We start from the raw sequence: 19,086 nt of genomic DNA, 5'->3' as shown, positions 1-19,086 counted from the left end.
TCCCCTCGCTCTCCCGCCTCGCTCCCCCTCCGTGCTCGCGGCGCTCTCTCACCGCCGTACGTCCGCACGTGCGGCGTCGGCCAGGTCGGTCACCAGTGTCAGGGCGTCCGCGTTGCCGGTGAACAGGGCGCGTCCGGCGGCGATCCGTCGCCGCCGGTCCGGGCCGGGTGCGGTGAGCCGCGCCAGGGCTTCGAGCAGCGCGGTCCGGTCCTCGGCGACCTCGGAGACACCCAGCGCGGCCATTCGCCGGACGCCGTCCGCGCCGTGACCGGGTATGGGGCGATGGCCCACGACCGGCAGTCCGGCCGCGAGCGCCTGCACGGCGGTCTGACCGGCCGCGTTGTCGATCAGGGCACGGGCGGCGTGCAGCAGGCCCGGCATGTCCGTCACCCAGCCCAGGGCGAGGACGCCGGGAGTGCCGGACAGCGTGCGGCGCAGCCGCTGGTTGTCGCCGCAGAGCACGACCGGCAGATAGCCGTGGTCCACCAGCAGCCGGACGGTGGCGTCCAGGTGCGAGCCGACGCCCCAGGCACCGGCGGACAGCACCACCGCGGGCCGCCCGGGGCCGAGCCGGTCGAACGTCTCCCGCCACTGGGCCGCCCCCGGGACGCGACCGGCGGAGAACTCGGGCGCCACGACGGGACCGCACGTCTCCGCCGGAGTGCCGGTGTTGCCCCGCGCCTCGCGCGCCGCCTCCTCGGTGAGACACAGGCAGTGGTCGTTGCCGGGGTGCAGCCACTGCCGGTGGAGCTCGAAGTCGATCACGAGGACGACACTGGGCACGGGCAGCAGCCCGCGGTCCCGGAGGTGGCCGGTGAGCTGGGCGCCGAGGTGGAAGACGGGTACGACCACGTCCGCGCCGGTGCGTGCGGCCAGCTCGCGCAGCCGGTCTCCGGCGAGCCGGGCCAGGGGCGTCCCGCTCGGCCGGCGTCCCGCGCCGGGCCGCAGGAAGAGGCGGTAGAGGGCGGCGTACGCCCACGGAAAGTGCCGTACGGACCCGCGGTAGAAGCACCTGAGGACCGCGCCCAGGCCGTACGGCAGGAGGGCGAGGACGTCGACGGTCTGGGCGGTGTCGCCGCGTTCCCGGGCCCGCCGGACCAGTTCGGCGGCGACCGTGTCGTGGCCCGCGCCCATGCTCGCGCTGATCACCAGCAGACGTCTGCCGCCCTGCGGGCCGCGCGGGGTGCCGGGGCGCCGGGGCACCGATGAGCTGCGAGGATGCACGACGGACCAAGTTGCCGGTGCCACCGGTTCCAAACCATCGCACAAGCGGGCGTTTCGGGCGGACCCTGGGGGATACTCCGTGACCGCCCGTCCGGCCGGACGCCGGGAGCCCGACCGCGAGGTCGCCGCTTCCCGGTGCCCGCCCCGAGCCAAGGTGGTCCCCATGGTCCATGCGTTCTCCCGTCCCCGGTCCGTCCCCGGACCGCAGGTCGTCGCACCCGACGCGGACCGCGCGAAGCCCCGGCGGCAGCCCGTCGGACTCCGGGACCCGCGGACCCGTACGGCGCTCGTGACGGGGGCGTCCTCCGGCATCGGCGCGGCCGTGGCCCGCCGCCTGGGCGACGAGGACGGCTGGCGGCTGGTGCTCACGGGCCGTGACCCGGTGCGGCTGCGCCAGGTCGCCGACGACACGTCGGCCACCGCGTTCGCCGCGGACCTCACCCTCCCCGGCGCCGGCCGGCAGCTCACCGACTTCACGCTGGCCACCGCGGGGCCGGTGGATCTGCTGGTGGCGGGAGCCGGGGTCGGCTGGGCCGGGGAGTTCCTGGACATGCCCCCGCGCACCATCGACGACGTGCTCGACGTCAACCTGCTGGCCACGTTGCGGCTGGTGCGGCTGCTGCTGCCGGGGATGGTGGCGGCGGGGTCGGGGCGGGTGGTGCTCATCGGCTCGCTGGCGGGCAGTGTCGCGGTGCGCGACGAGGCCGTGTACTCCGCCGCCAAGGCCGCGATCGGCGCCTTCGCGGATTCGCTGCGCTACGAGTTGCGGGGCACGGGCGTCGGCGTCACCCATGTGGTGCCGGGCGTCGTCGACACCCCGTTCTTCGAGCGCCGGGGCGCCCCCTACCGGCGGTCCTGGCCGCGCCCGGTGCCTCCCGAGCGCGTGGCCGACGCGGTGCGGACCGCGGTGCTGCGGGGCCGGGACGAGGTGTACGTGCCCTCGTGGCTGCGTCTGCCCTGCCGGGTGCGGGGCGCGGCCCCGGGCCTGTACCGGCGGCTGGCCGCACGGTTCGGATGACCGGGAGCACGCCGCGGTGAGTGTCCTCACCGTCGTCCTCGCCCTGTTCGCGGCGCTGTCCAACGCGGCGGCGTCGGTACTGCAGCGCAGGGCCGCGGCGCAGGACGAGGACCGGGCGGGGGCCCGGCACACGATGCTGCGCTCACTGCTGCGGCTGGTGCGCGACCGGTACTGGGTCGGCGGGGCGGCGCTGCTCGCGCTGACGACGGTGCTGCAGGCGGCCGCGCTGGCGGTGGGCAGTCTGGCCGTCGTCCAGCCGCTGATGGCGACCGAACTACTGTTCACGCTGGTGGTCGGCAGTGCGGTCTTCCACCGGCGTCCGGACTCGCGGACGTGGCTGGCGTTCGTGGCGCTGGCCGTGGGGCTCGCACTGTTCCTGGGCTCGGCCGCCCCGGCGCCCGGTCACGACACCGCCACCGCGGGCCGCTGGGTCTGGGCGGGGCTGGCGCTGTTCGTCCTGATGACGGTCCTCGCCTCGGTCGGCAGCCTGGTGCACGGCGCGCCTCGCGCGGCGCTGTTCGGCTCGGCGTCCGCAGTCGGGTTCGGCGGTACGGCGGCGCTGCTCAAGGAACTGACCGGGCGGCTCTCCCAGGGAGTGGGCGAGGTGCTGACCCAGTGGCCGCCGTACGCCACGGCCGTCCTGGGCGTGGCCAGCTTCCTGCTGCTGCAGAGCGCCCTGCGGGCGGGGACCCTCGCGGCCTCGCAGCCCGCGCTGACCCTCGGTGACGCGCTGACCAGCGTCGCCCTGGGCTGGGCCCTGTTCGGCGAGGAGATCCTGCTCGGGGTGCGGGTGCTGCCCGAGCTGATCGGCGTGGCGCTGATCGGCATCGGCAGCGTCGGACTGGCCCGGGCACCGTCGGTGCACGGCGCCTGGGACACGGCCCCGGCGGCTCGGGACGGTCCCGCGCGGGCGGAGAGGCGGTGAGCGGCGGAACGGACGACGCCGTAGTGCACGAAGACCTGATGCACGAGGGCCTGAAGCATGCACGAGGACCTTGAAACGAACCGGGACGGAGCACAGTGAACAGACCGGAGGCACCACGGACGCGTCATGGGTTTCCCACCGGACGGGCGGTGTACGCCGTCGCTCCGGTCGTCGCGGCCGCGCTGGCCCACATCGGTCCGGCCGCGACCTGGCTGCCGGAACTGCGCCGCCGGCGGTTCCCGGGCCTGGCCGGCCGGGGCAGCCCCGGCCACGTCGCGCTCACCTTCGACGACGGCCCGGACCCGGCGTCCACGCCGCGGTTCCTCGACACGCTGGACGGACTCGGAGTACGGGCCACGTTCTTCGTCCTGGGCGAGAACGCCCTGCGCCATCCGGCGCTGACCCGTGAGCTGGTCCGGCGCGGACATGAACTCGCCGTCCACGGCTGGACGCACGACCGCCCCTGGTGGCCGTCGCCGGCGCGGGACACGCGCGAGTTGCTGCGTGCCGTCCGGGTGGTGGACGAGGTGTCCGGACGTGCGCCGCGCTGGTACCGGCCGCCCTACGGGATCCTCACCTCCGGTCGCTGGGCGGCCGCCCGGCGGGCCGGGCTGCGGCCCGTGCTGTGGACGGCGTGGGGCAAGGACTGGCGGCACGACGCCACGCCCGCCTCGGTACGCGCGACCGTCGCGGCCGATCTGTGCGGGGGTGGCACGGTCCTCCTCCACGACACCGACCACGCCTCCGCCCCGGGCAGCTGGCGGGCTACGCTCGGCGCGCTGCCGGACATCGTGCGCGACTGCCGCGAGGCGGGGCTGGCGGTGGGCCCGCTGGGCGAGCACGGCGCGGGTGGGGCCACGGGAACGCCGGGAACGGCAGCGGTGGCGGGGACCGCGGGGACGGCGGGGACGGCGGCGTCGTTTCGGTCACCGGCGCCGGGATAGCCGTAGCGTCATGAACGACAGCGACGATCGGCGCGCGGCGGCAGCGGACACGTCCTGCCCGCCCTGGGCGCTGCGCGAGTACGCCGTGCTCGCCGACGGTGAACGAGGTGCTGTCCTGGATCCCCGGGGCCGGATCGTGTGGCTGTGCGCCCCGCGGTGGCACGACGACGCGGTGTTCTCCGCGCTGATCGGCGGGGCCGGGCATTTCACGGTGGAGCCCGCGGACCCCTGGCACGTCTGGGGCGGCTCCTACGAGGAGGGCACGCTGATCCGGATCAGCCGGTGGGTGACCGCCGACTGTGTGATCGAGTGCCGCGAGGCGCTGGCCCTGCCGGCCCGCACGGACCGGCTCGTGCTGCTGCGCCGCATGCGGGTGGAGCGGGGCGAGGCGCGCCTCAACCTGGACCTGGACCCGCGGCCCGGTTTCGGACAGGGCCGGATGCGCGACCCCCGGCGGGAGGACGGGGTGTGGACGGCCGGGGCGCAGGGGCTGCGGATGCGGCTCGCCGGGGCCCCGGACGCGGTGTGGCGGGACGGGGCGGGGCTGCGCGGCGAATTCCGGCTGCGCGAGGGCGAGACGCACGACCTCGTCCTCGAACTGTCCGCGGGGCGGGAGACCGAACCGCTCGACGCGGACGCGCTGTGGCGGGCCACGGAACAGGAGTGGCGGCGGGCCGTGCCGGACTGCTCCCGGCTGGTCGCGCCCCGCGACGCCCGGCACGCGTACGCCGTCCTGCACGGGCTGACCAGCGTCTCGGGCGGGATGGTGGCCGCCGCGACCACGTCCCTGCCGGAACGCGCCAACAGCGGGCGCAACTACGACTACCGCTACGCGTGGCTGCGCGACCAGTGCTACGCCGCTCTCGCGGTCGCCGCGCACGGGCCGCACCCGCTGGTCGACGACGCGGTGCGCTTCGTCGCCGAGCGCATCCTCGCGGACGGCGACCGGGTGCGGCCCGCCTACACCGTCGACGGGCGGCCGGTCGGGAAGGAGCGTTCCCTGCGGCTGCCCGGCTATCCCGGCGGCAACGACCACGTCGGCAACGACGCGGGCGCCCAGTTCCAGCTGGACACCTTCGGCGAGGCGCTGCAGTTGTTCGCGGCGGCGGCCGCGCACGACCGCCTGACCGACGAGGCGGAACGGGCCGCCGCCGTCGCCGTGGACGTCGTCGAGCGGCAGTGGTTGAAGCCGGAGGCCGGTCTGTGGGAGCTGGAGGACCGGTGGTGGACCCATTCCCGGCTGAGCGTGGTGTGCGGTCTTCGGCGGATGGCCGAGGTGCTGCCCGGGGCCGCGGGGCGCCGGTGCGCCGATCTCGCCGACACGGTGCTGCGGGAGACCCGGCGTCGGTGCCTGCACGCGGACGGCCGCTGGCGGCGGGCCGAGGACGACGACGGGCCCGAGGCCGCGCTGCTGGTGCCGATGGCGCGCGGCTGCACCTTCGAAGACGACGGCGACGCCGCCACCCGCGCGTACGTCGAATCCCGCCTGTCCGAGGACGGGTACCTGTACCGCTTCGAACATCCCGGGGTGCCGCTGGGCGAGGCCGAGGGTGCCTTCCTGCTGTGCGGCTTCGCCATGGCGCTGGCCACGCACCGGGTCGGCGACCGGGTGGACGCGTTCCGCTGGTTCGAGCGCACCCGGGCGGCCTGCGGGCCGGCCGGGCTGTTCGCCGAGGAGTACGACGTGCGCCAGCGCCAGCTCCGCGGCAACCTCCCGCAGGCCTTCGTGCACGCCATGTTGCTGGAGTGCTCGGTGCGCCTGGCCGGCGAGTCGACGCTGCCTTGAGCCTCCTTCCCGGGCGACCGCCCTGTCCGGGTCCCTCAGGCAGCCGCCTCCCTTGCCTTCTCCTCAGGCGGCCGCCCCGTCGCCTCCCGGTGGATCGGTGCCGCCCCGCCCGTCAGCGGGACGCCCGTACCGCCGCGGCGGGCCGCGACGATCTCCGCCGCGATGGACAGGGCCGTCTCCTCGGGGGTGCGGGCGCCGAGGTCGAGGCCGATCGGTGAACGCAGCCGGGACAGCTCGTCCCCGCTCAGGCCGGCCTGGCGCAGCCGGCGGTCGCGGTCCTCGTGGGTACGGCGCGAGCCCATCGCGCCGACGAACGCGACCGGCATCCGCAGCGCCTCCGCCAGCAGCGGCACGTCGAACTTGGCGTCGTGGGTGAGCACGCACAGCACCGTGCGCCCGTCGGTCGGGGTGTCCCGCAGGTAGCGGTGCGGCCAGTCGACGACGACCTCGTCGGCCTGGGGGAAACGGGCCGGGGTGGCGAAGACGGGCCGGGCGTCGCACACCGTGACGTGGTACCCGATGAACTTCCCGGCTCGAACCAGCGCCGCGGCGAAGTCGACCGCGCCGAAGACGATCATGCGGGGCGGCGGCACGCTGGTCTCGACGAGCAGGGTGAGCCCGCCGGGGCAGTGCGAACCGTCCTCCGAGAGTCCGACCGTGCCGGTGCGCCCGGCGTCCAGCAGGGCACCGGCCTCGGCGGCCGCGGTGCGGTCCAGGTCGGGGTGGCCGCCCAGGCCTCCCGTGTGCGAACCGTCGGGCCGGACGAGCAGGGCCCTGCCCAGCAGCTCGGGCGGGCCCTCGACGACCCGGGCGAGGGCCGCGGTCCCGCTCCGGGCGGCGGTGGCCAGCGCGGCCCGGAGCACCTCGCGCGAGGGCGCGTCGGCGCCGACCGGCGTGACCAGTACGTCGACGATCCCGCCGCAGGTCAGCCCGACCGCGAAGGCGTCCTCGTCGCTGTAGCCGAAGCGTTCGCGCAGCGTCTCCCCGGTGCGCAGGGCGTCGGCGCACAGGTCGTACACCGCGCCCTCCACACAGCCGCCGGAGACCGAGCCGATCACGGTGCCCCCGCTGTCGACGGCGAGGGCGGCGCCGGGACCGCGTGGCGCGCTGCCGCCCACGGAGACGATGGTGGCGACCGCGAACTCCCGGCCCTCGGCGAGCCAGCGGTCCAGCTCCTCGGCGATGTCAAGCATCCGCCGCTCCCGAGCTCGCGGGCACCGCCGACAGTACCCGGTCCGGCCGGATCGGCAGGTTGCGGTGGCGTACGCCGGTCGCGTGCCAGACGGCGTTGGCGACGGCCGCCGCGGCGCCCACGATGCCGATCTCGCCGACGCCCTTGATACCGACCGGGTCCTCGGGGTCGGGGTCGTCCACCCAGTCGGCCTGGACGTCGCCCACGTCGGCGTTGGTGGCCACGTGGTAGCCGGCGAGGTCGGGGGCGTAGAGGCCGCCGCTCGTCCGGTCCCGGACCGCCTCCTCGTGCAGGGCCATGGAGATGCCCCAGACCATGCCGCCGACGAGCTGGTTGCGGGCGGTGAGCGGGTTGACGATCCGGCCGGCCGCGAAGATGCCGAGCATGCGGCGCACCCGCACCTCGCCGGTGGCGGTGTCCACGGCGACCTCGGCGAACTGCGCGCCGAAGGAGTGCCGTTCCTTCTGCGCGAGGGCGCCGAGCAGGGCGGTGGTGTCGGACCGTACGGTGATGCCCTCCGGCGGGATCGTCGTGCCCAGGGCCAGCCGCTCCCGCAGTTCGCGGGCCGCCTCCGTGACCGCCCAGGCCCAGGACCGCGTGCCCATCGAGCCGCCCGCGATCATCGCGGGGCCGAAGTCGCTGTCACCGATACGCACCCGGACCCGGTCGGGCGCGACCTCGAGGGCGTCGGCGGCGACCAGGGTGAGCGCCGTACGGGCGCCGGTGCCGAGATCGGCGGCGGCGATCCGTACCGTGAACCCGCCGTCGGCCTCGGCGGTCACAACGGCCGTGGAGGGACCGGCACCCGAGTGGAAGGAGGCGGCGGCGGTGCCCGTCCCCAGCAGCCAGCGCCCGTCACGGCGCACGCCGGGTCGCGGGTCGCGCCCGGCCCAGCCGAACCGCCGGGCTCCTTCGCGGAAGCAGGCGTCCAGGTTGCGGCTGCTGAAGGGCAGACCGGAGACCGGGCCGACCTCCGGTTCGTTGCGCAGGCGCAGGGCGATGGGGTCGATGCCGCCGCGCTCGGCGAGTTCGTCGAGGGCCGATTCGATGGCGAAGGAGCCCGGTGCCTCGCCCGGCCCGCGCATGAACGTCGGCGACGGCACGTCGAGGGGCGCGACCTCGTTGGCCGTGTGGTGCGCCTCGGCGTCGTACATGACCCGGGCCACGCCCGCGCTGGGCTCGACGAACTCGTAGACGGTGGACGTCTGGTTCAGCGAGCGGTGCTCCAGGGCGCGCAGCCGGCCGTCGGCGTCGGCGCCGAGCCGGACGCGCTGGACCGTGGGGCTGCGGTAGCCGGCCAGGGAGAACATCTGCCGCCTCGTCATGACCACGCGCACCGGCCGCTGCAGTTCGGTCGCGGCCATCACGGCGGCGACCTGGTGGGCGCGCAGGCCCTTGCTGCCGAAGCCGCCGCCGATGTGCTCGGAGCGCACCCGTACCGCGGAGGCGTCGAGGGAGAACAGGCTGGCCAGTTCGGTCTGGATCCAGGTGGTGCCCTGGTTGGAGTCGACGACCTCCAGCCGGCCGCCGTCCCACCGGGCGGTGGCGGCGTGCGGCTCCATCATGCTGTGGTGCTCTTCGGGAGTGGTGTACTCCTCGTCCACGACCACTGCGGAGGCGGCGAGTCCGGCCGCGAGGTCGCCCTTGGCGGTCTCGCCGGGCATGACCCCGCCGGCCGGGTGGGCCCCCGGGTGGTCGGCGGTGAGGGCGGTGTCGTGCGGTTCCTCGTCGTAGGCGACGACGAGGGCCTCGGCGGCCTCCCGGGCCTGCTCGGACGTCTCGGCGACGACGAGGGCGACCGGCCAGCCCACGTGGTGCACCCGGTCCTGCTGGAAGACGGCGGCGGTGGGGTCCGGCGGGATGCCGAGGAGGCCGACGTAGTCGGTGTCGACGCGCGGGGCGTTGCCGTGGTGCAGGACGGTGAGCACGCCGGGCATGGCGAGGACGGCCTCGGTGTCGAGGGAGCGGATGCGGCCGCGCGCGACGGTGGAGAGGACCAGCCATCCGTGCGCGAGGTCGGCGAAGGGGATCTCGCCCGCGTAGCGGGCCGCTCCGGTGACCTTGTCGCGGCCCTCGACGCGGGTGTGCGCGGTGCCGACGACGCCCCGGAGCGCCGTACGGCCGGTGGTGGCGGTGGTCATCGGGCGGTCTCCTCGGCGAGTTCGGTCAGGACGGCCACCGCGAGGTTGCGCATGAGGGTCACCTTGTATCCGTTGTCGGGCAGCGGCCTGGCGGCCGCGAGTTCGGCGTCCGCGGCGGCGGCGAAGGTGTCGCCGTCGGCCGGTGCGCCGGTGAGGACGGCCTCGGCCGCGCGGGCCCGCCAGGGCCGCGAGGCGACCGCGCCGAAGGCCAGCCGGGCCTCGCGTACGACGCCGTCCTCGACGTCGAGCGCGGCGGCGACCGAGCCGATCGCGAAGGCGTACGAGGCGCGCTCGCGCACCTTGCGGTAGCGGGAGCGGGCGGCGACCGGGGCGGGCGGCAGGGTGACTCCGGTGATCAGCGCGCCGGCCGGCAGTGCGGTCTCCCGGTGCGGGGTGTCCCCGACGGGGAGGTAGAAGTCGGCGAGCGGCAACTCGCCGGGGCCGTCGAGGGTTTCGTAGCCGACGACGGCGTCGAAGGCGGCGAGGGCCACCCCCATGTCCGAGGGGTGCACGGCGACGCAGTGGTCGGAGGCGCCCAGCACGGCGTGGTTGTGGTGTTCGCCGGTGACCGCGGAGCAGCCGCTGCCGGGGGCGCGCTTGTTGCAGGGCTTGCTCAGGTCGGTGAAGTAGCCGCAGCGGGTGCGCTGGAGCAGGTTGCCCCCGACGGTGGCCATGTTGCGCAGCTGGCCGGAGGCACCGGCCAGGACCGCCTGGGTCAGTGCCGGGTAGCGGCGGCGCACTTCGGGGTGGGCGGCGAGGTCGCTGTTGGTGACGGTGGCGCCGATGCGCAGTCCGCCGGCCGCGGTCTCCTCGATGGCGTCCAGGGGGAGCTCGCGGACGTCGACGAGCCGGGCGGGACGCTCGACGCCGGTCTTCATCAGGTCCACGAGGTTGGTGCCGCCGCCGAGGAAGCGGGCGTCCGGGTCGGCGGCGAGCAGCGCCACCGCGCCGGAGACGTCGTCGGCGCGCTGGTATCCGAACTCCCTCATGCGGCCGTCTCCTCGGTGGTCACGTCCTGGTCGGCACGGTCGTCGTCCTGGGCCGCGGCCTGGTGGGCCTCGGCGGCGCGGGTGACGGCCTGGACGATGGAGACGTAGGCGCCGCAGCGGCACAGGTTGCCGCTCATCCGTTCGCGGATCTCGTCGGGCGTCAGGGGTGGCGGCCCGGCCTCGGGGCGGATGTCCTCGGTGGCGGCGCTGGGCCAGCCGGCCGCGTGCTCTTCGATGACCGCGATCGCCGAGCAGATCTGGCCGGGGGTGCAGTAGCCGCACTGGTAGCCGTCGAGGTCGAGGAAGGCCTGCTGGACCGGGTGCAGTCGGTCGCCCTCGGCCATGCCCTCAATGGTGGTGATCTCGCGCCCCTCGGCGGCGACGGCGAGGTTCAGACAGGAGACGGCGCGGCGTCCGTCGACCAGGACGGTACAGGCGCCGCACTGCCCCTGGTCGCAGCCCTTCTTGGTACCGGTGAGGTCGAGACGCTCGCGCAGGGCGTCGAGCAGGGTGGTGCGGTGGTCGACGGTCAGCTGGTGCTTCTCGCCGTTGATGTTCAGGGTGACGGCGCTGGACGTCGATGGGGGTACTGGGGCCATGATCAGCCTTCTTTGGTGTCTGGATACCGGGAAAACTGGCTGTAGGCAGTGGGTGCATGGGTGGGGGGACCGCTGTCCGCCGGTAGAGTGGGCGGACAACCGGACAACTGTCCATTCACTGAGAACGTAACGGACAGCTGTCCGCTTAGCAAGGTCGGGATTCGGCCACGAACCCGAAAGGAGGACGAGTGCCGCAGCCGAAGAAGGACAAGCCGGACACTCCGCTGCGCTCGGACGCCCAGCGCAACCGCGAGCGCATCCTGGCCGTGGCCACGGAGGAGCTGACGCACTGCGCGAACGCCCCCTTGAGCGCCATCGCCAAGAAGGCGGGCGTCGGGCAGGGCACCTTCTACCGCAACTTCCCCAACCGCGAGGCGCTCGTCCTGGAGATCTACCGCTACGGGATGCAGCAGGTGGCCGAGGCGGCACCCGAGATGCTGGCCGCCGGGGAACCCGACCTGGCCCTGCGCCAGTGGATGGACCGTCTCGCCGAGTTCGCCATGACCAAGGCGGGTCTGGCGGACGCGATCCGGCTGGTCACCAGCGCACCCGGGGCGCCGGAGAAGCCGCGCCCCACCCCGCTGGAGGACGCGGCCGAACTCCTGCTCCGTGCCAACCACGAGGCCGGCACGATTCGGCCCGGAGTGACCGGGGACGACTTCTTCCTCGTCCTCGGCGGGCTGTGGCTGATCGACCCCGGCGAGAACTGGCAGCCGCGGGTCACCCGGTTCCTGGACCTCGTCATGGACGGCCTGCGCGCCGGAGCTCCGGGCCGGTGACCGCGCCCCGGAAGCGGTAGCGGCGTTCGGGGCGTCCCGCGACCCCGTAGCGCAGGGACACCTCCGCGCTGCCCACGGTGTGGAAGTACTCCAGGTACCGGCGCGCGCTGACCCGGGAGATGCCGGTCAGCGCCGCGCACTCGCTGGCGGACAGGGTGCCGTCGGCCTCGCGGAGGGCGCGCTCGACGAGTTCGGCGGTCTCCACACTCATGCCCTTGGGCAGCCCCGGGGCCGGCCCGGCCGGTGCCGCGGCCCCGGCCAGTACCCGGTCGACGTCGGCCTGGCTGCGCACCACCGTGCCGAGCAGCCGGCCCCGCTGGACCGCGTAGCGCTGCAGCCGGACCCGAAGGTCCTCGAACTCGAAGGGTTTGAGGAGGTAGTCGACCACGCCGTGCCGCACGGCGCCGCGCACCGCGTCCGCCTCCCGGGCGGCGCTGATGACCATGACGTCGCAGTCGTGGCCCGCGGCGCGCAGCCGTGGGACGACGTCGAGGCCGAAGACGTCCGGCAGGTACAGGTCGAGCAGCACCAGGTCGGGGCGCAGCTCCCCGACGGCGGCCAGCGCCTGCTCCCCGGTGCCCGCGACCCCGAGCACCCGGAAGGGCTCGACCCGTTCGACGAACGCGCGGTGGACGCGGGCCACCATGAAGTCGTCGTCGACGACGAGCACGCCGATCGGGGCGGCGCCCGGGGACGTCTCCAGGGGTGCGGCGGTCGGGGCGGTCGCGTCGGGCGTGCCGCTCGTAGCCGTCATGGTGCTGCTCCTTCCGCCACCGCGTCGGTGAGGTGGCTGACGGTCATGCGTGCGGTGAACACCGCCCCCTCGGGGGTGTTGGTCACCGAGATCTCACCGCCGTGACGTTCGCAGACCAGCCGGGTCAGCGCCAGGCCGATGCCGCGCCCGCCCTGCCGGGCGGCCTTGGTGGTGAAGCCGTGGGAGAAGACCTCCTGGGCCAGTTCGGGCGCCACACCGGGCCCGGAGTCGCGGACCACGATCTCGACGCTGGCGGCGTCCTGCCGCAGCTCGACCTCGACCCAGGCCTCGGGCGCGTCGCCCGGGGCCGCGGCGGCGTCCACGGCGTTGTCGACGAGGTTGCCGACCACGGTCGCCACGTCGGCGGCGTCGGCCGGCTCCAGCCGGTCCAGCGCCGTGCGGTCCGAGACGCGCAGCGCGACCCTGCGCTCGGCCGCCAGGGAGGACTTCGCCGTGATCAGCGCGGCCACGGCGGTGTCCCGGACCCGGCGGCTGAGGGTGACGTCCAGGGACTGGCGGCGCTGGTTGAGCCCGCGGACGTAGCGCACCACCTCCTCCTGCTCGCCGATCTGGATGAGGCCGGAGATGGTGTGCAGCTGGTTGGCGAACTCGTGGGCCTGGGCGCGCAGCAGCTCCGAGGTGCTGCGGAAGGAGCCGATCTCCCGCTCCAGGCGGGCCAGTTCGGTGCGGTCGCGCAGGGTGGTGACCGAGCCGAGCGGGCGGCCGTCCTTGGTGACGGTCATACGGTTCATGACCAGGACCCGGCCGTGGCGGACGACGACCTCGTCGCGCGGCTCGGCCGCTTCGCGGGCGGCACCCGCGAGGACGTCGCGCAGCCGCCCGTCGATGCCGAGGCCGTCCAGGCTCTGGCCCACGCAGTCGGCGGGCAGGTCGAGCAGACGCCGGCCCATCTCGTTGACCAGGGTGAGCCGGTGCTGCGGGTCGAGGGCGACGACGCCCTCCGCGATGCCGTACAGCATGGCCTCCCGGTGCTCGGCGAGGCCGGCGATCTCGCGCGGCTCCAGGCCGAGGGTCTGCCGCTTGACCCGCCGGGCCAGCAGCCAGGAGCCGGCCACACCGAGACCGCTGGCGACGCCGAGGTAGGCGAGGAGGTAGGAGGAGGCGCCGCTGAGACGCTGCCACACCGTGGGATCGGCCTCGCCGACCATCACCGTGCCGAGGTGGCGGCCGAGGGTCTGCCGGGTGGCCCCGAGCACCGGGACCTGGGCGACCAGTTCCCGGCCGCCCTGCACGGTCAGCGGCCCCGACCAGCCGCTCGTGACACCGGCGCCCTGTGCGCGCGGCAGCCGGGCGCCGATCAGCGTGGGGTCGGTGGAGCTGACGACCCGGCCGTGGGCGTCGGCCACCGTGACGGAGGTGACCCCGGACTGCGTCTGCGTGGAGTTGACCAGCGGGGCGAGGGCCTCCTGCGGCACCGGGCGCAGCAACTGGCTGCGCACCAGCGGCGTGGCGGCCAGCTGCTCGGCCAGGGCGGTGACCCGGCGGCCCTCGACGCGGTTGAAGGTGGCCCTGGACTGGGCGAGCGAGACGGCGGCCACCGCGAGCAGGACGACCACGACGATGGCGAGCTGGAGGACCAGCATCTCGCCCGCGAGGGTCTGACGGCGGAAGGTGGGGGCCACGGCGGACTCGTTCTCGGCTCACGGAGGGGCGGGGGGGCGGGGACGGATGGCGGTGACCGGCGGGCTGACCGGTGGGCTGGGACGGGATGGCGGTGGCCGGCGGGCTGGCCGGTGGACGGGACGGGATGGCGGTGACCGGCGGGCTGACCGGCGGGGGTGCCGGGTCGCCATCATGGCGCCCACCTGCGGCGAGGGAAAGGGATGTGCCTGCTTCGCAATGAACCGGCGACCCGGCAGCGATGTGACGCCCTGCATCGGTCACGCGGCCCTGGCGACCGCAATGAACACAACCTCCCTTGGTTCCGCAAGGAAGACACGGGACAGGCCCGCGGGCACCATGTGGCCCACGTCACCCTCCCCCACAGGGCTCCCCGTAACGAACTACCCAACCGACAGGTGGTGTCATACGTGCGCCTGCGCACCCCCCTTGCCCTGCTCGGGGCCGCCGTGCTCGTGCTGGCCGGACCGCCGTTGCTCTCCTCGGGCGACGACTCGGAATCCGGCACCCAGATCCCGGGCCTGCGCTTCATGGTCCCCAACACGCCCGGCGGCGGTTACGACATCACCGCCCGCACGGCCGCGAAGAACGCCGAGGACGCCGGGATCACCCACAACATCGAGGTGTTCAACCTGCCCGGCGCGGGCGGCACCGTGGGCCTGAGCCGGCTGGTGAGCGAGCACGGCAACGGCAAGCTCGCCATGTCCATGGGCCTCGGCGTCGTGGGCGCCGTCCGCTCCAACCACGCACCCAAGACCCTCGCCGACACCACGCCGATCGCGCGGCTGACCGAGGAGCAGGACGTCGTCGTGGTGGGCAAGGACTCGCCGTACAAGACGATCGACGAGCTGATCGACGCCTGGAAACAGGATCCGGGGAAGATCCCGGTGGGCGGTGGTTCGTCCCCGGGCGGGCCCGACCACCTCGCGCCGATGCTGATGGCGCAGGCCGCCGGGATCCAGCCGAAGTCGGTCAACTACATCCCGTTCGACGGCGGCGGCGAGCTGCTCGCCTCGATCCTCGGCAACAAGGTCGGCTTCGGGGTCTCCGGTGTCGGCGAGTACCTGGACCAGATCAAGGCGGGCGAGCTGCGGGTGCTCGCGGTGACCGGTCCCGAGCGGGTGGACGACCTCGAGGACGCGCCCACGCTCAAGGAGTCCGGCTACGACGTGAACTTCACCAACTGGCGGGGCATCGTCGCCCCGCCCGGCCTGTCCGAGGCCCAGCGCAACAAGCTGACCCGCCTCTTCGAGGAACTGCACGACTCCCCCGAGTGGAAGAAGTCCATGGACCAGAACGGCTGGGACGACGCCTTCCTGACCGGTGAGGAGTTCGGCGACTTCCTGGACGCCCAGGACGAGCGCGTGGTGTCGGTGCTGAAGGAGCTGGGACTGTGACGACGCGGACCGAACTCACCGAGGAGCCCGGGGAAGCGGCCGCCGGCCGGCGCTCGTGGCTGCGCGAGCATTCCGAACTGGGCGTGTGCGTCCTGCTGCTGGCGCTCGGCGTGCTCGTCCTGACCGACGCGCTCACCATGGACGTCGACATCACCCAGCGGGGCCCGGTCGGCCCCAAGACCGTGCCGGTCGTGGTGGGCGCCGGCCTGCTGGTGATAGCCGCGCTGCTCGCCGTCGACGTGCTGCGCGGGGGCCGGGGCGAGGCGGAGGGCGGCGAGGACGTCGACCTGTCCGAACCGGCCGACTGGCGCACGGTGCTGCTGCTGTCCGGGATCTTCCTCGGCGCCGCCGCCCTGATCGAGCCGGCCGGCTTCCCCGTCGCCGGGGCGCTGCTCTTCTGGGGCGCCGCCTTCGCCCTCGGCAGCCGCCGCGTGGACCGCGATCCGCTGATCGCCGCGGTGCTGTCCCTGATCACCTATGTCGTCTTCGACAAGCTGCTCGGCGTGCCGCTGCCCGGCGGTCCGCTGATGGGAGTGCTCTGACATGAACGCCCTCAACTCCCTCATGGACGGGTTCGGCACGGCCCTGACCCCGCTCAACCTGCTGTGGGCCGCCCTCGGTGTGCTGCTCGGGACGGCCATCGGCGTGCTGCCCGGCATCGGCCCGGCGATGGCGGTGGCGCTGCTGCTGCCGGTGACGTACGGGCTGGATCCGGTCGCGGCGTTCATCATGTTCGCGGGCATCTACTACGGCGCGATGTTCGGCGGTTCGACCACCTCCATCCTGCTCAACACGCCGGGTGAGAGCGCCGCCGTGGTCGCGGCCATGGAGGGCAACCCGATGGCCAAGGCGGGGCGCGGCGCGCAGGCGCTGGCCGCCGCCGCCATCGGCCACTTCGCTGGCGGCATGATCGGCACGATCCTGCTCGTGGCCCTTGCCCCGACGGTCGCCGACCTGGCCGTGGACATCGGCGCCCCGGACTACTTCGCCATCATGGTGCTGGCGTTCATCGCCGTGACGTCGGTGCTGGGTTCGTCACGGATCAGAGGCCTGGCCTCGCTGCTGATCGGGCTGACGATCGGGCTGGTGGGCCTGGACCAGATGACGGGCCAGCAGCGGCTGACCTTCGGTTCGCTGCAACTCGCCGACGGTGTGGACGTGGTGATCGTGGCGGTCGGTCTGTTCGCGATCGGCGAGGCGCTGTGGGTGGCGGCCCATCTGCGGCGCGGGGCGGCCGAACCGATCCCGGTGGGCCGTCCCTGGCTCGGCCGCGGTGACGTGAAGCGCACCTGGAAGTCCTGGCTGCGCGGTCCGCTCATCGGCTTCCCGTTCGGCGCGATCCCGGCGGGCGGCGCGGAGATCCCGACCTTCCTGTCGTACGTCACGGAGAAGCGGCTGTCCAAGCACAAGGACGAGTGGGGCAAGGGCGCCATCGAGGGCGTGGCGGGTCCGGAGTCGGCGGCGTCGGCCTCGGCCGCGGGCACGCTGGTGTCCATGCTGACGCTGGGCCTGCCGACCACCGCGGTCGCGGCGGTCATGCTGGCCGCCTTCCAGCAGTACGGCATCCAGCCGGGCCCGCTGCTCTTCGAACGCGAGCCCGAGCTGGTGTGGGGTCTGATCGCCTCGCTGTTCGTGGGCATGGTGCTGCTGCTCGCCCTGAACCTGCCGCTGGCACCGGTGTGGGCGAAGCTGCTGCGGATCCCGCGGCCGTACCTGTACGCGGGGATCATGTTCTTCGCCGCGGTCGGTGCGTACGCGGTCGGCGGTGAGGTGGTCGACCTGGTGATCCTGCTGGTCATCGGTCTGATCGGGTTCGGTATGCGGCGCTACGGGCTGCCCATCCTGCCGGCCGTGATCGGCGTCATCCTCGGCCCGAACGCCGAGCAGCAGCTGCGCCGCGCCCTGCAGATCAGCGACGGCAAGGTGTCGGGCCTGGTCAACACGCCGTTCTCGGTGACGGTGTACGCGGTGATCGTGCTGCTGCTGGCCTGGCCGCTGGTGAAACGGCTGGTGGTCCGGGGACGGACGCGGGCGAACGCCTGATCCCCGGTCCGCTCCGGCGGCGCGGCTCCTGGCGAGACGGCGGTGGCGTGGGACGCCGCGTCCCGTTCAGCCCAGGAAGCTCAGCCGGACCCGGCGGTCGGGGTTGTCCCGGTTGGTGTCCACCAGGCACACCGACTGCCAGGTTCCCAGTTCCAGGCGGCCGGCGATCACCGGCAGCGTCGCGTGCGGCGGTACGAAGGCGGGCAGGACGTGGTCGCGGCCGTGTCCGGGACTGCCGTGGCGGTGCTGCCAGCGGTCGTCGGCCGGGAGCAGCGTGTGCAGGGCGGACAGCAGGTCGTCGTCGCTGCCGGCGCCGGTCTCGATGATCGCGATGCCGGCGGTGGCGTGCGGGACGAACACGTTGAGGAGGCCGTCGCGGCCGGACGCCGCGTCGCGCAGGAAGGACTCGCAGTCACCGGTGATGTCGGCGACCCGCTCGGCCGAGCCGGTGGCGAGGCTGAGGACTCGGGTGGTGAAGGCATCTGGCATGACCCCATCGTGACACCGGGGGCAGCATGATCCCGTCCTGACACCGGGGAAGATCGGGGCCCGCGACGCCGTTGGTAGAAGCGTGAACAACACACGCGAGGTCGAGGTCGTCGTCATCGGGGCCGGTCAGGCCGGACTCGCCGCGGCCTATCACCTGCGCCGTACGGGGTTCGAGCCGGAGCGCGACTTCGTGGTGCTCGACCACGCCCCCGGGCCCGGCGGCGCCTGGCAGTTCCGCTGGCCGTCGCTGACGTACGGCAAGGTGCACGGCATGCACGCCCTGCCGGGCATGGAGCTGACGGGGGCGGATCCGGCTCGGCCGTCCGCCGAGGTGGTGAGCGGGTACTTCGCGGAGTACGAGCGAACCTTCGACCTGCGAGTACGGCGGCCCGTGGACGTCCGCGCCGTGCGCGAGGGGACGGACGGGCGGCTGCTCGTCGAGACGTCGGCCGGGTCCTGGTCGACGCGCGCGCTGATCAACGCGACGGGCACCTGGGACCGCCCCTTCTGGCCGCGCTACCCGGGGCAGGAGACCTTCCGCGGACGGCAGCTGCACACCGCGCAGTACGCAGGGCCCGAGGAGTTCACCGGCCTGCGCGTGATCGTGGTCGGCGGCGGCGCCTCGGGGACGCAGCACCTGCTGGAGATCGCCCCGTACGCCGCGGCCACCACGTGGGTGACCAGGAGGCCCCCGGTCTTTCGCGAGGGACCCTTCGACGAGGAGGCGGGGCGGGCCGCGGTGGCGCTGGTGGAGGAACGGGTGCGGCAGGGGCTGCCGCCGAAGAGTGTGGTGTCGGTGACGGGGCTGCCGCTGAACGACGCGGTCCGGGCCGGCCTGGAGTCGGGCGTACTGGGCCGGCAGCCCATGTTCGACCGGATCACGCCCGAGGGGGTGGAGTGGGACGGCGGGCGGCGGGTGGCCGCGGACGTCATCCTGTGGGCGACCGGGTTCCGGGCCGCCGTCGACCATCTCAGGCCGCTGCGGCTGCGGGAGGCCGGCGGCGGGATCCGGGTCGAGGGGACGCGCGCGGTCGCCGACCCGCGGATCCATCTCGTCGGCTACGGGCCCTCCGCCAGCACCATCGGCGCCAACCGGGCGGGACGCGCGGCCGTGCGGGACATCAGGCGGCTGCTGGCCGAGGAGGAATCGGTCGCCGCGTGACGC

General features: G+C 74.2%; 17 protein-coding genes. 9 read left to right on the top strand and 8 right to left on the bottom strand.

Going from position 1 to position 19,086, the window contains the following annotated elements; genetic code table 11:
• Positions 1 to 48 precede the first annotated feature (48 nt).
• Positions 49 to 1,203, bottom strand: coding sequence for an MGDG synthase family glycosyltransferase (locus tag R2E43_RS32845; RefSeq protein ID WP_011027592.1), 1,155 nt, complete (start codon positions 1,201 to 1,203; stop codon positions 49 to 51).
• A 184-nt stretch (positions 1,204 to 1,387) separates the two neighbouring features.
• Between R2E43_RS32845 and R2E43_RS32840 the strand changes: the two genes are divergently transcribed.
• From R2E43_RS32840 to R2E43_RS32825, 4 genes are all read left to right on the top strand, one after another.
• The gene (locus R2E43_RS32840) at positions 1,388 to 2,242 is read left to right on the top strand and encodes an SDR family NAD(P)-dependent oxidoreductase (RefSeq protein WP_016325650.1); all 855 of its coding nucleotides are present in this window, start codon (positions 1,388 to 1,390) and stop codon (positions 2,240 to 2,242) included.
• Positions 2,243 to 2,258: 16 nt separating this feature from the next.
• Complete coding sequence (locus R2E43_RS32835; protein ID WP_011027594.1) at positions 2,259 to 3,167, top strand: DMT family transporter; 909 nt, start codon at positions 2,259 to 2,261, stop codon at positions 3,165 to 3,167.
• A 149-nt stretch (positions 3,168 to 3,316) separates the two neighbouring features.
• Positions 3,317 to 4,111: a polysaccharide deacetylase family protein gene (locus R2E43_RS32830; RefSeq protein ID WP_161269977.1), complete on the top strand. Its 795-nt coding sequence runs from the start codon at positions 3,317 to 3,319 to the stop codon at positions 4,109 to 4,111.
• 10 nt (positions 4,112 to 4,121) lie between these two features.
• The gene (locus tag R2E43_RS32825; RefSeq protein WP_011027596.1) at positions 4,122 to 5,897 is read left to right on the top strand and encodes a glycoside hydrolase family 15 protein; all 1,776 of its coding nucleotides are present in this window, start codon (positions 4,122 to 4,124) and stop codon (positions 5,895 to 5,897) included.
• Between the two features lie 35 nt (positions 5,898 to 5,932).
• On the opposite strand, the gene R2E43_RS32820 is transcribed toward R2E43_RS32825, so the two are convergent.
• Genes R2E43_RS32820 through R2E43_RS32805 form a run of 4 tightly spaced genes read right to left on the bottom strand, consistent with a single transcriptional unit; the run spans position 5,933 to position 10,818 of the window.
• Positions 5,933 to 7,090 carry an XdhC family protein gene (locus tag R2E43_RS32820; protein WP_332056813.1) on the bottom strand — a complete coding sequence of 386 codons (1,158 nt, stop codon included), beginning with the start codon at positions 7,088 to 7,090 and terminating at the stop codon, positions 5,933 to 5,935.
• A complete protein-coding gene (locus tag R2E43_RS32815) occupies positions 7,083 to 9,230 on the bottom strand; it encodes a xanthine dehydrogenase family protein molybdopterin-binding subunit (protein WP_332056812.1) in 2,148 nt (715 codons plus the stop codon). The genes R2E43_RS32820 and R2E43_RS32815 overlap by 8 nt, the downstream gene beginning before the upstream one ends.
• Entirely contained in the window at positions 9,227 to 10,219 is a 993-nt protein-coding gene (locus R2E43_RS32810) for an FAD binding domain-containing protein (RefSeq protein WP_332056811.1), read from the bottom strand. The genes R2E43_RS32815 and R2E43_RS32810 overlap by 4 nt, the downstream gene beginning before the upstream one ends.
• Positions 10,216 to 10,818 (bottom strand): 2Fe-2S iron-sulfur cluster-binding protein, encoded by a 603-nt coding sequence (locus R2E43_RS32805; protein WP_332056810.1) that lies wholly within the window; start codon positions 10,816 to 10,818, stop codon positions 10,216 to 10,218. Before R2E43_RS32805 ends, R2E43_RS32810 begins: the two co-directional genes overlap by 4 nt.
• A 188-nt stretch (positions 10,819 to 11,006) precedes the next feature.
• On the opposite strand from R2E43_RS32805, the gene xdhR reads away from it, so the two are divergent.
• The gene (gene xdhR / locus R2E43_RS32800; protein ID WP_109030363.1) at positions 11,007 to 11,597 is read left to right on the top strand and encodes a purine salvage operon transcriptional regulator XdhR; all 591 of its coding nucleotides are present in this window, start codon (positions 11,007 to 11,009) and stop codon (positions 11,595 to 11,597) included.
• Here the strand turns inward: xdhR and R2E43_RS32795 are convergent.
• Both R2E43_RS32795 and R2E43_RS32790 read right to left on the bottom strand, forming a co-directional pair.
• Positions 11,560 to 12,351, bottom strand: coding sequence for a response regulator (locus R2E43_RS32795; protein ID WP_332056809.1), 792 nt, complete (start codon positions 12,349 to 12,351; stop codon positions 11,560 to 11,562). The genes xdhR and R2E43_RS32795 overlap by 38 nt on opposite strands.
• Positions 12,348 to 13,994, bottom strand: coding sequence for a sensor histidine kinase (locus tag R2E43_RS32790; RefSeq protein WP_332056808.1), 1,647 nt, complete (start codon positions 13,992 to 13,994; stop codon positions 12,348 to 12,350). The genes R2E43_RS32795 and R2E43_RS32790 overlap by 4 nt, the downstream gene beginning before the upstream one ends.
• A 408-nt stretch (positions 13,995 to 14,402) precedes the next feature.
• Between R2E43_RS32790 and R2E43_RS32785 the strand changes: the two genes are divergently transcribed.
• Genes R2E43_RS32785 through R2E43_RS32775 form a run of 3 tightly spaced genes read left to right on the top strand, consistent with a single transcriptional unit; the run spans position 14,403 to position 17,432 of the window.
• A complete protein-coding gene (locus R2E43_RS32785; protein ID WP_168715268.1) occupies positions 14,403 to 15,389 on the top strand; it encodes a Bug family tripartite tricarboxylate transporter substrate binding protein in 987 nt (328 codons plus the stop codon).
• Positions 15,386 to 15,931: a tripartite tricarboxylate transporter TctB family protein gene (locus R2E43_RS32780; RefSeq protein ID WP_011027603.1), complete on the top strand. Its 546-nt coding sequence runs from the start codon at positions 15,386 to 15,388 to the stop codon at positions 15,929 to 15,931. Before R2E43_RS32785 ends, R2E43_RS32780 begins: the two co-directional genes overlap by 4 nt.
• 1 nt (position 15,932) lies before the next feature.
• Positions 15,933 to 17,432: a tripartite tricarboxylate transporter permease gene (locus R2E43_RS32775; protein WP_189282829.1), complete on the top strand. Its 1,500-nt coding sequence runs from the start codon at positions 15,933 to 15,935 to the stop codon at positions 17,430 to 17,432.
• Between the two features lie 66 nt (positions 17,433 to 17,498).
• Here R2E43_RS32775 and R2E43_RS32770 read toward each other — a convergent pair whose 3' ends face one another.
• The gene (locus R2E43_RS32770; protein ID WP_003977690.1) at positions 17,499 to 17,921 is read right to left on the bottom strand and encodes a secondary thiamine-phosphate synthase enzyme YjbQ; all 423 of its coding nucleotides are present in this window, start codon (positions 17,919 to 17,921) and stop codon (positions 17,499 to 17,501) included.
• Between the two features lie 82 nt (positions 17,922 to 18,003).
• Here R2E43_RS32770 and R2E43_RS32765 point away from each other — a divergent pair, with 82 nt between their 5' ends.
• Positions 18,004 to 19,083 (top strand): NAD(P)-binding domain-containing protein, encoded by a 1,080-nt coding sequence (locus R2E43_RS32765; protein ID WP_136207882.1) that lies wholly within the window; start codon positions 18,004 to 18,006, stop codon positions 19,081 to 19,083.
• The last annotated feature ends 3 nt before the right edge of the window (positions 19,084 to 19,086 follow it).

Source organism: Streptomyces violaceoruber (assembly GCF_033406955.1).
Lineage (GTDB): Bacteria > Actinomycetota > Actinomycetes > Streptomycetales > Streptomycetaceae > Streptomyces > Streptomyces violaceoruber.
This window is presented reverse-complemented; position numbering and strand designations above follow the sequence as displayed.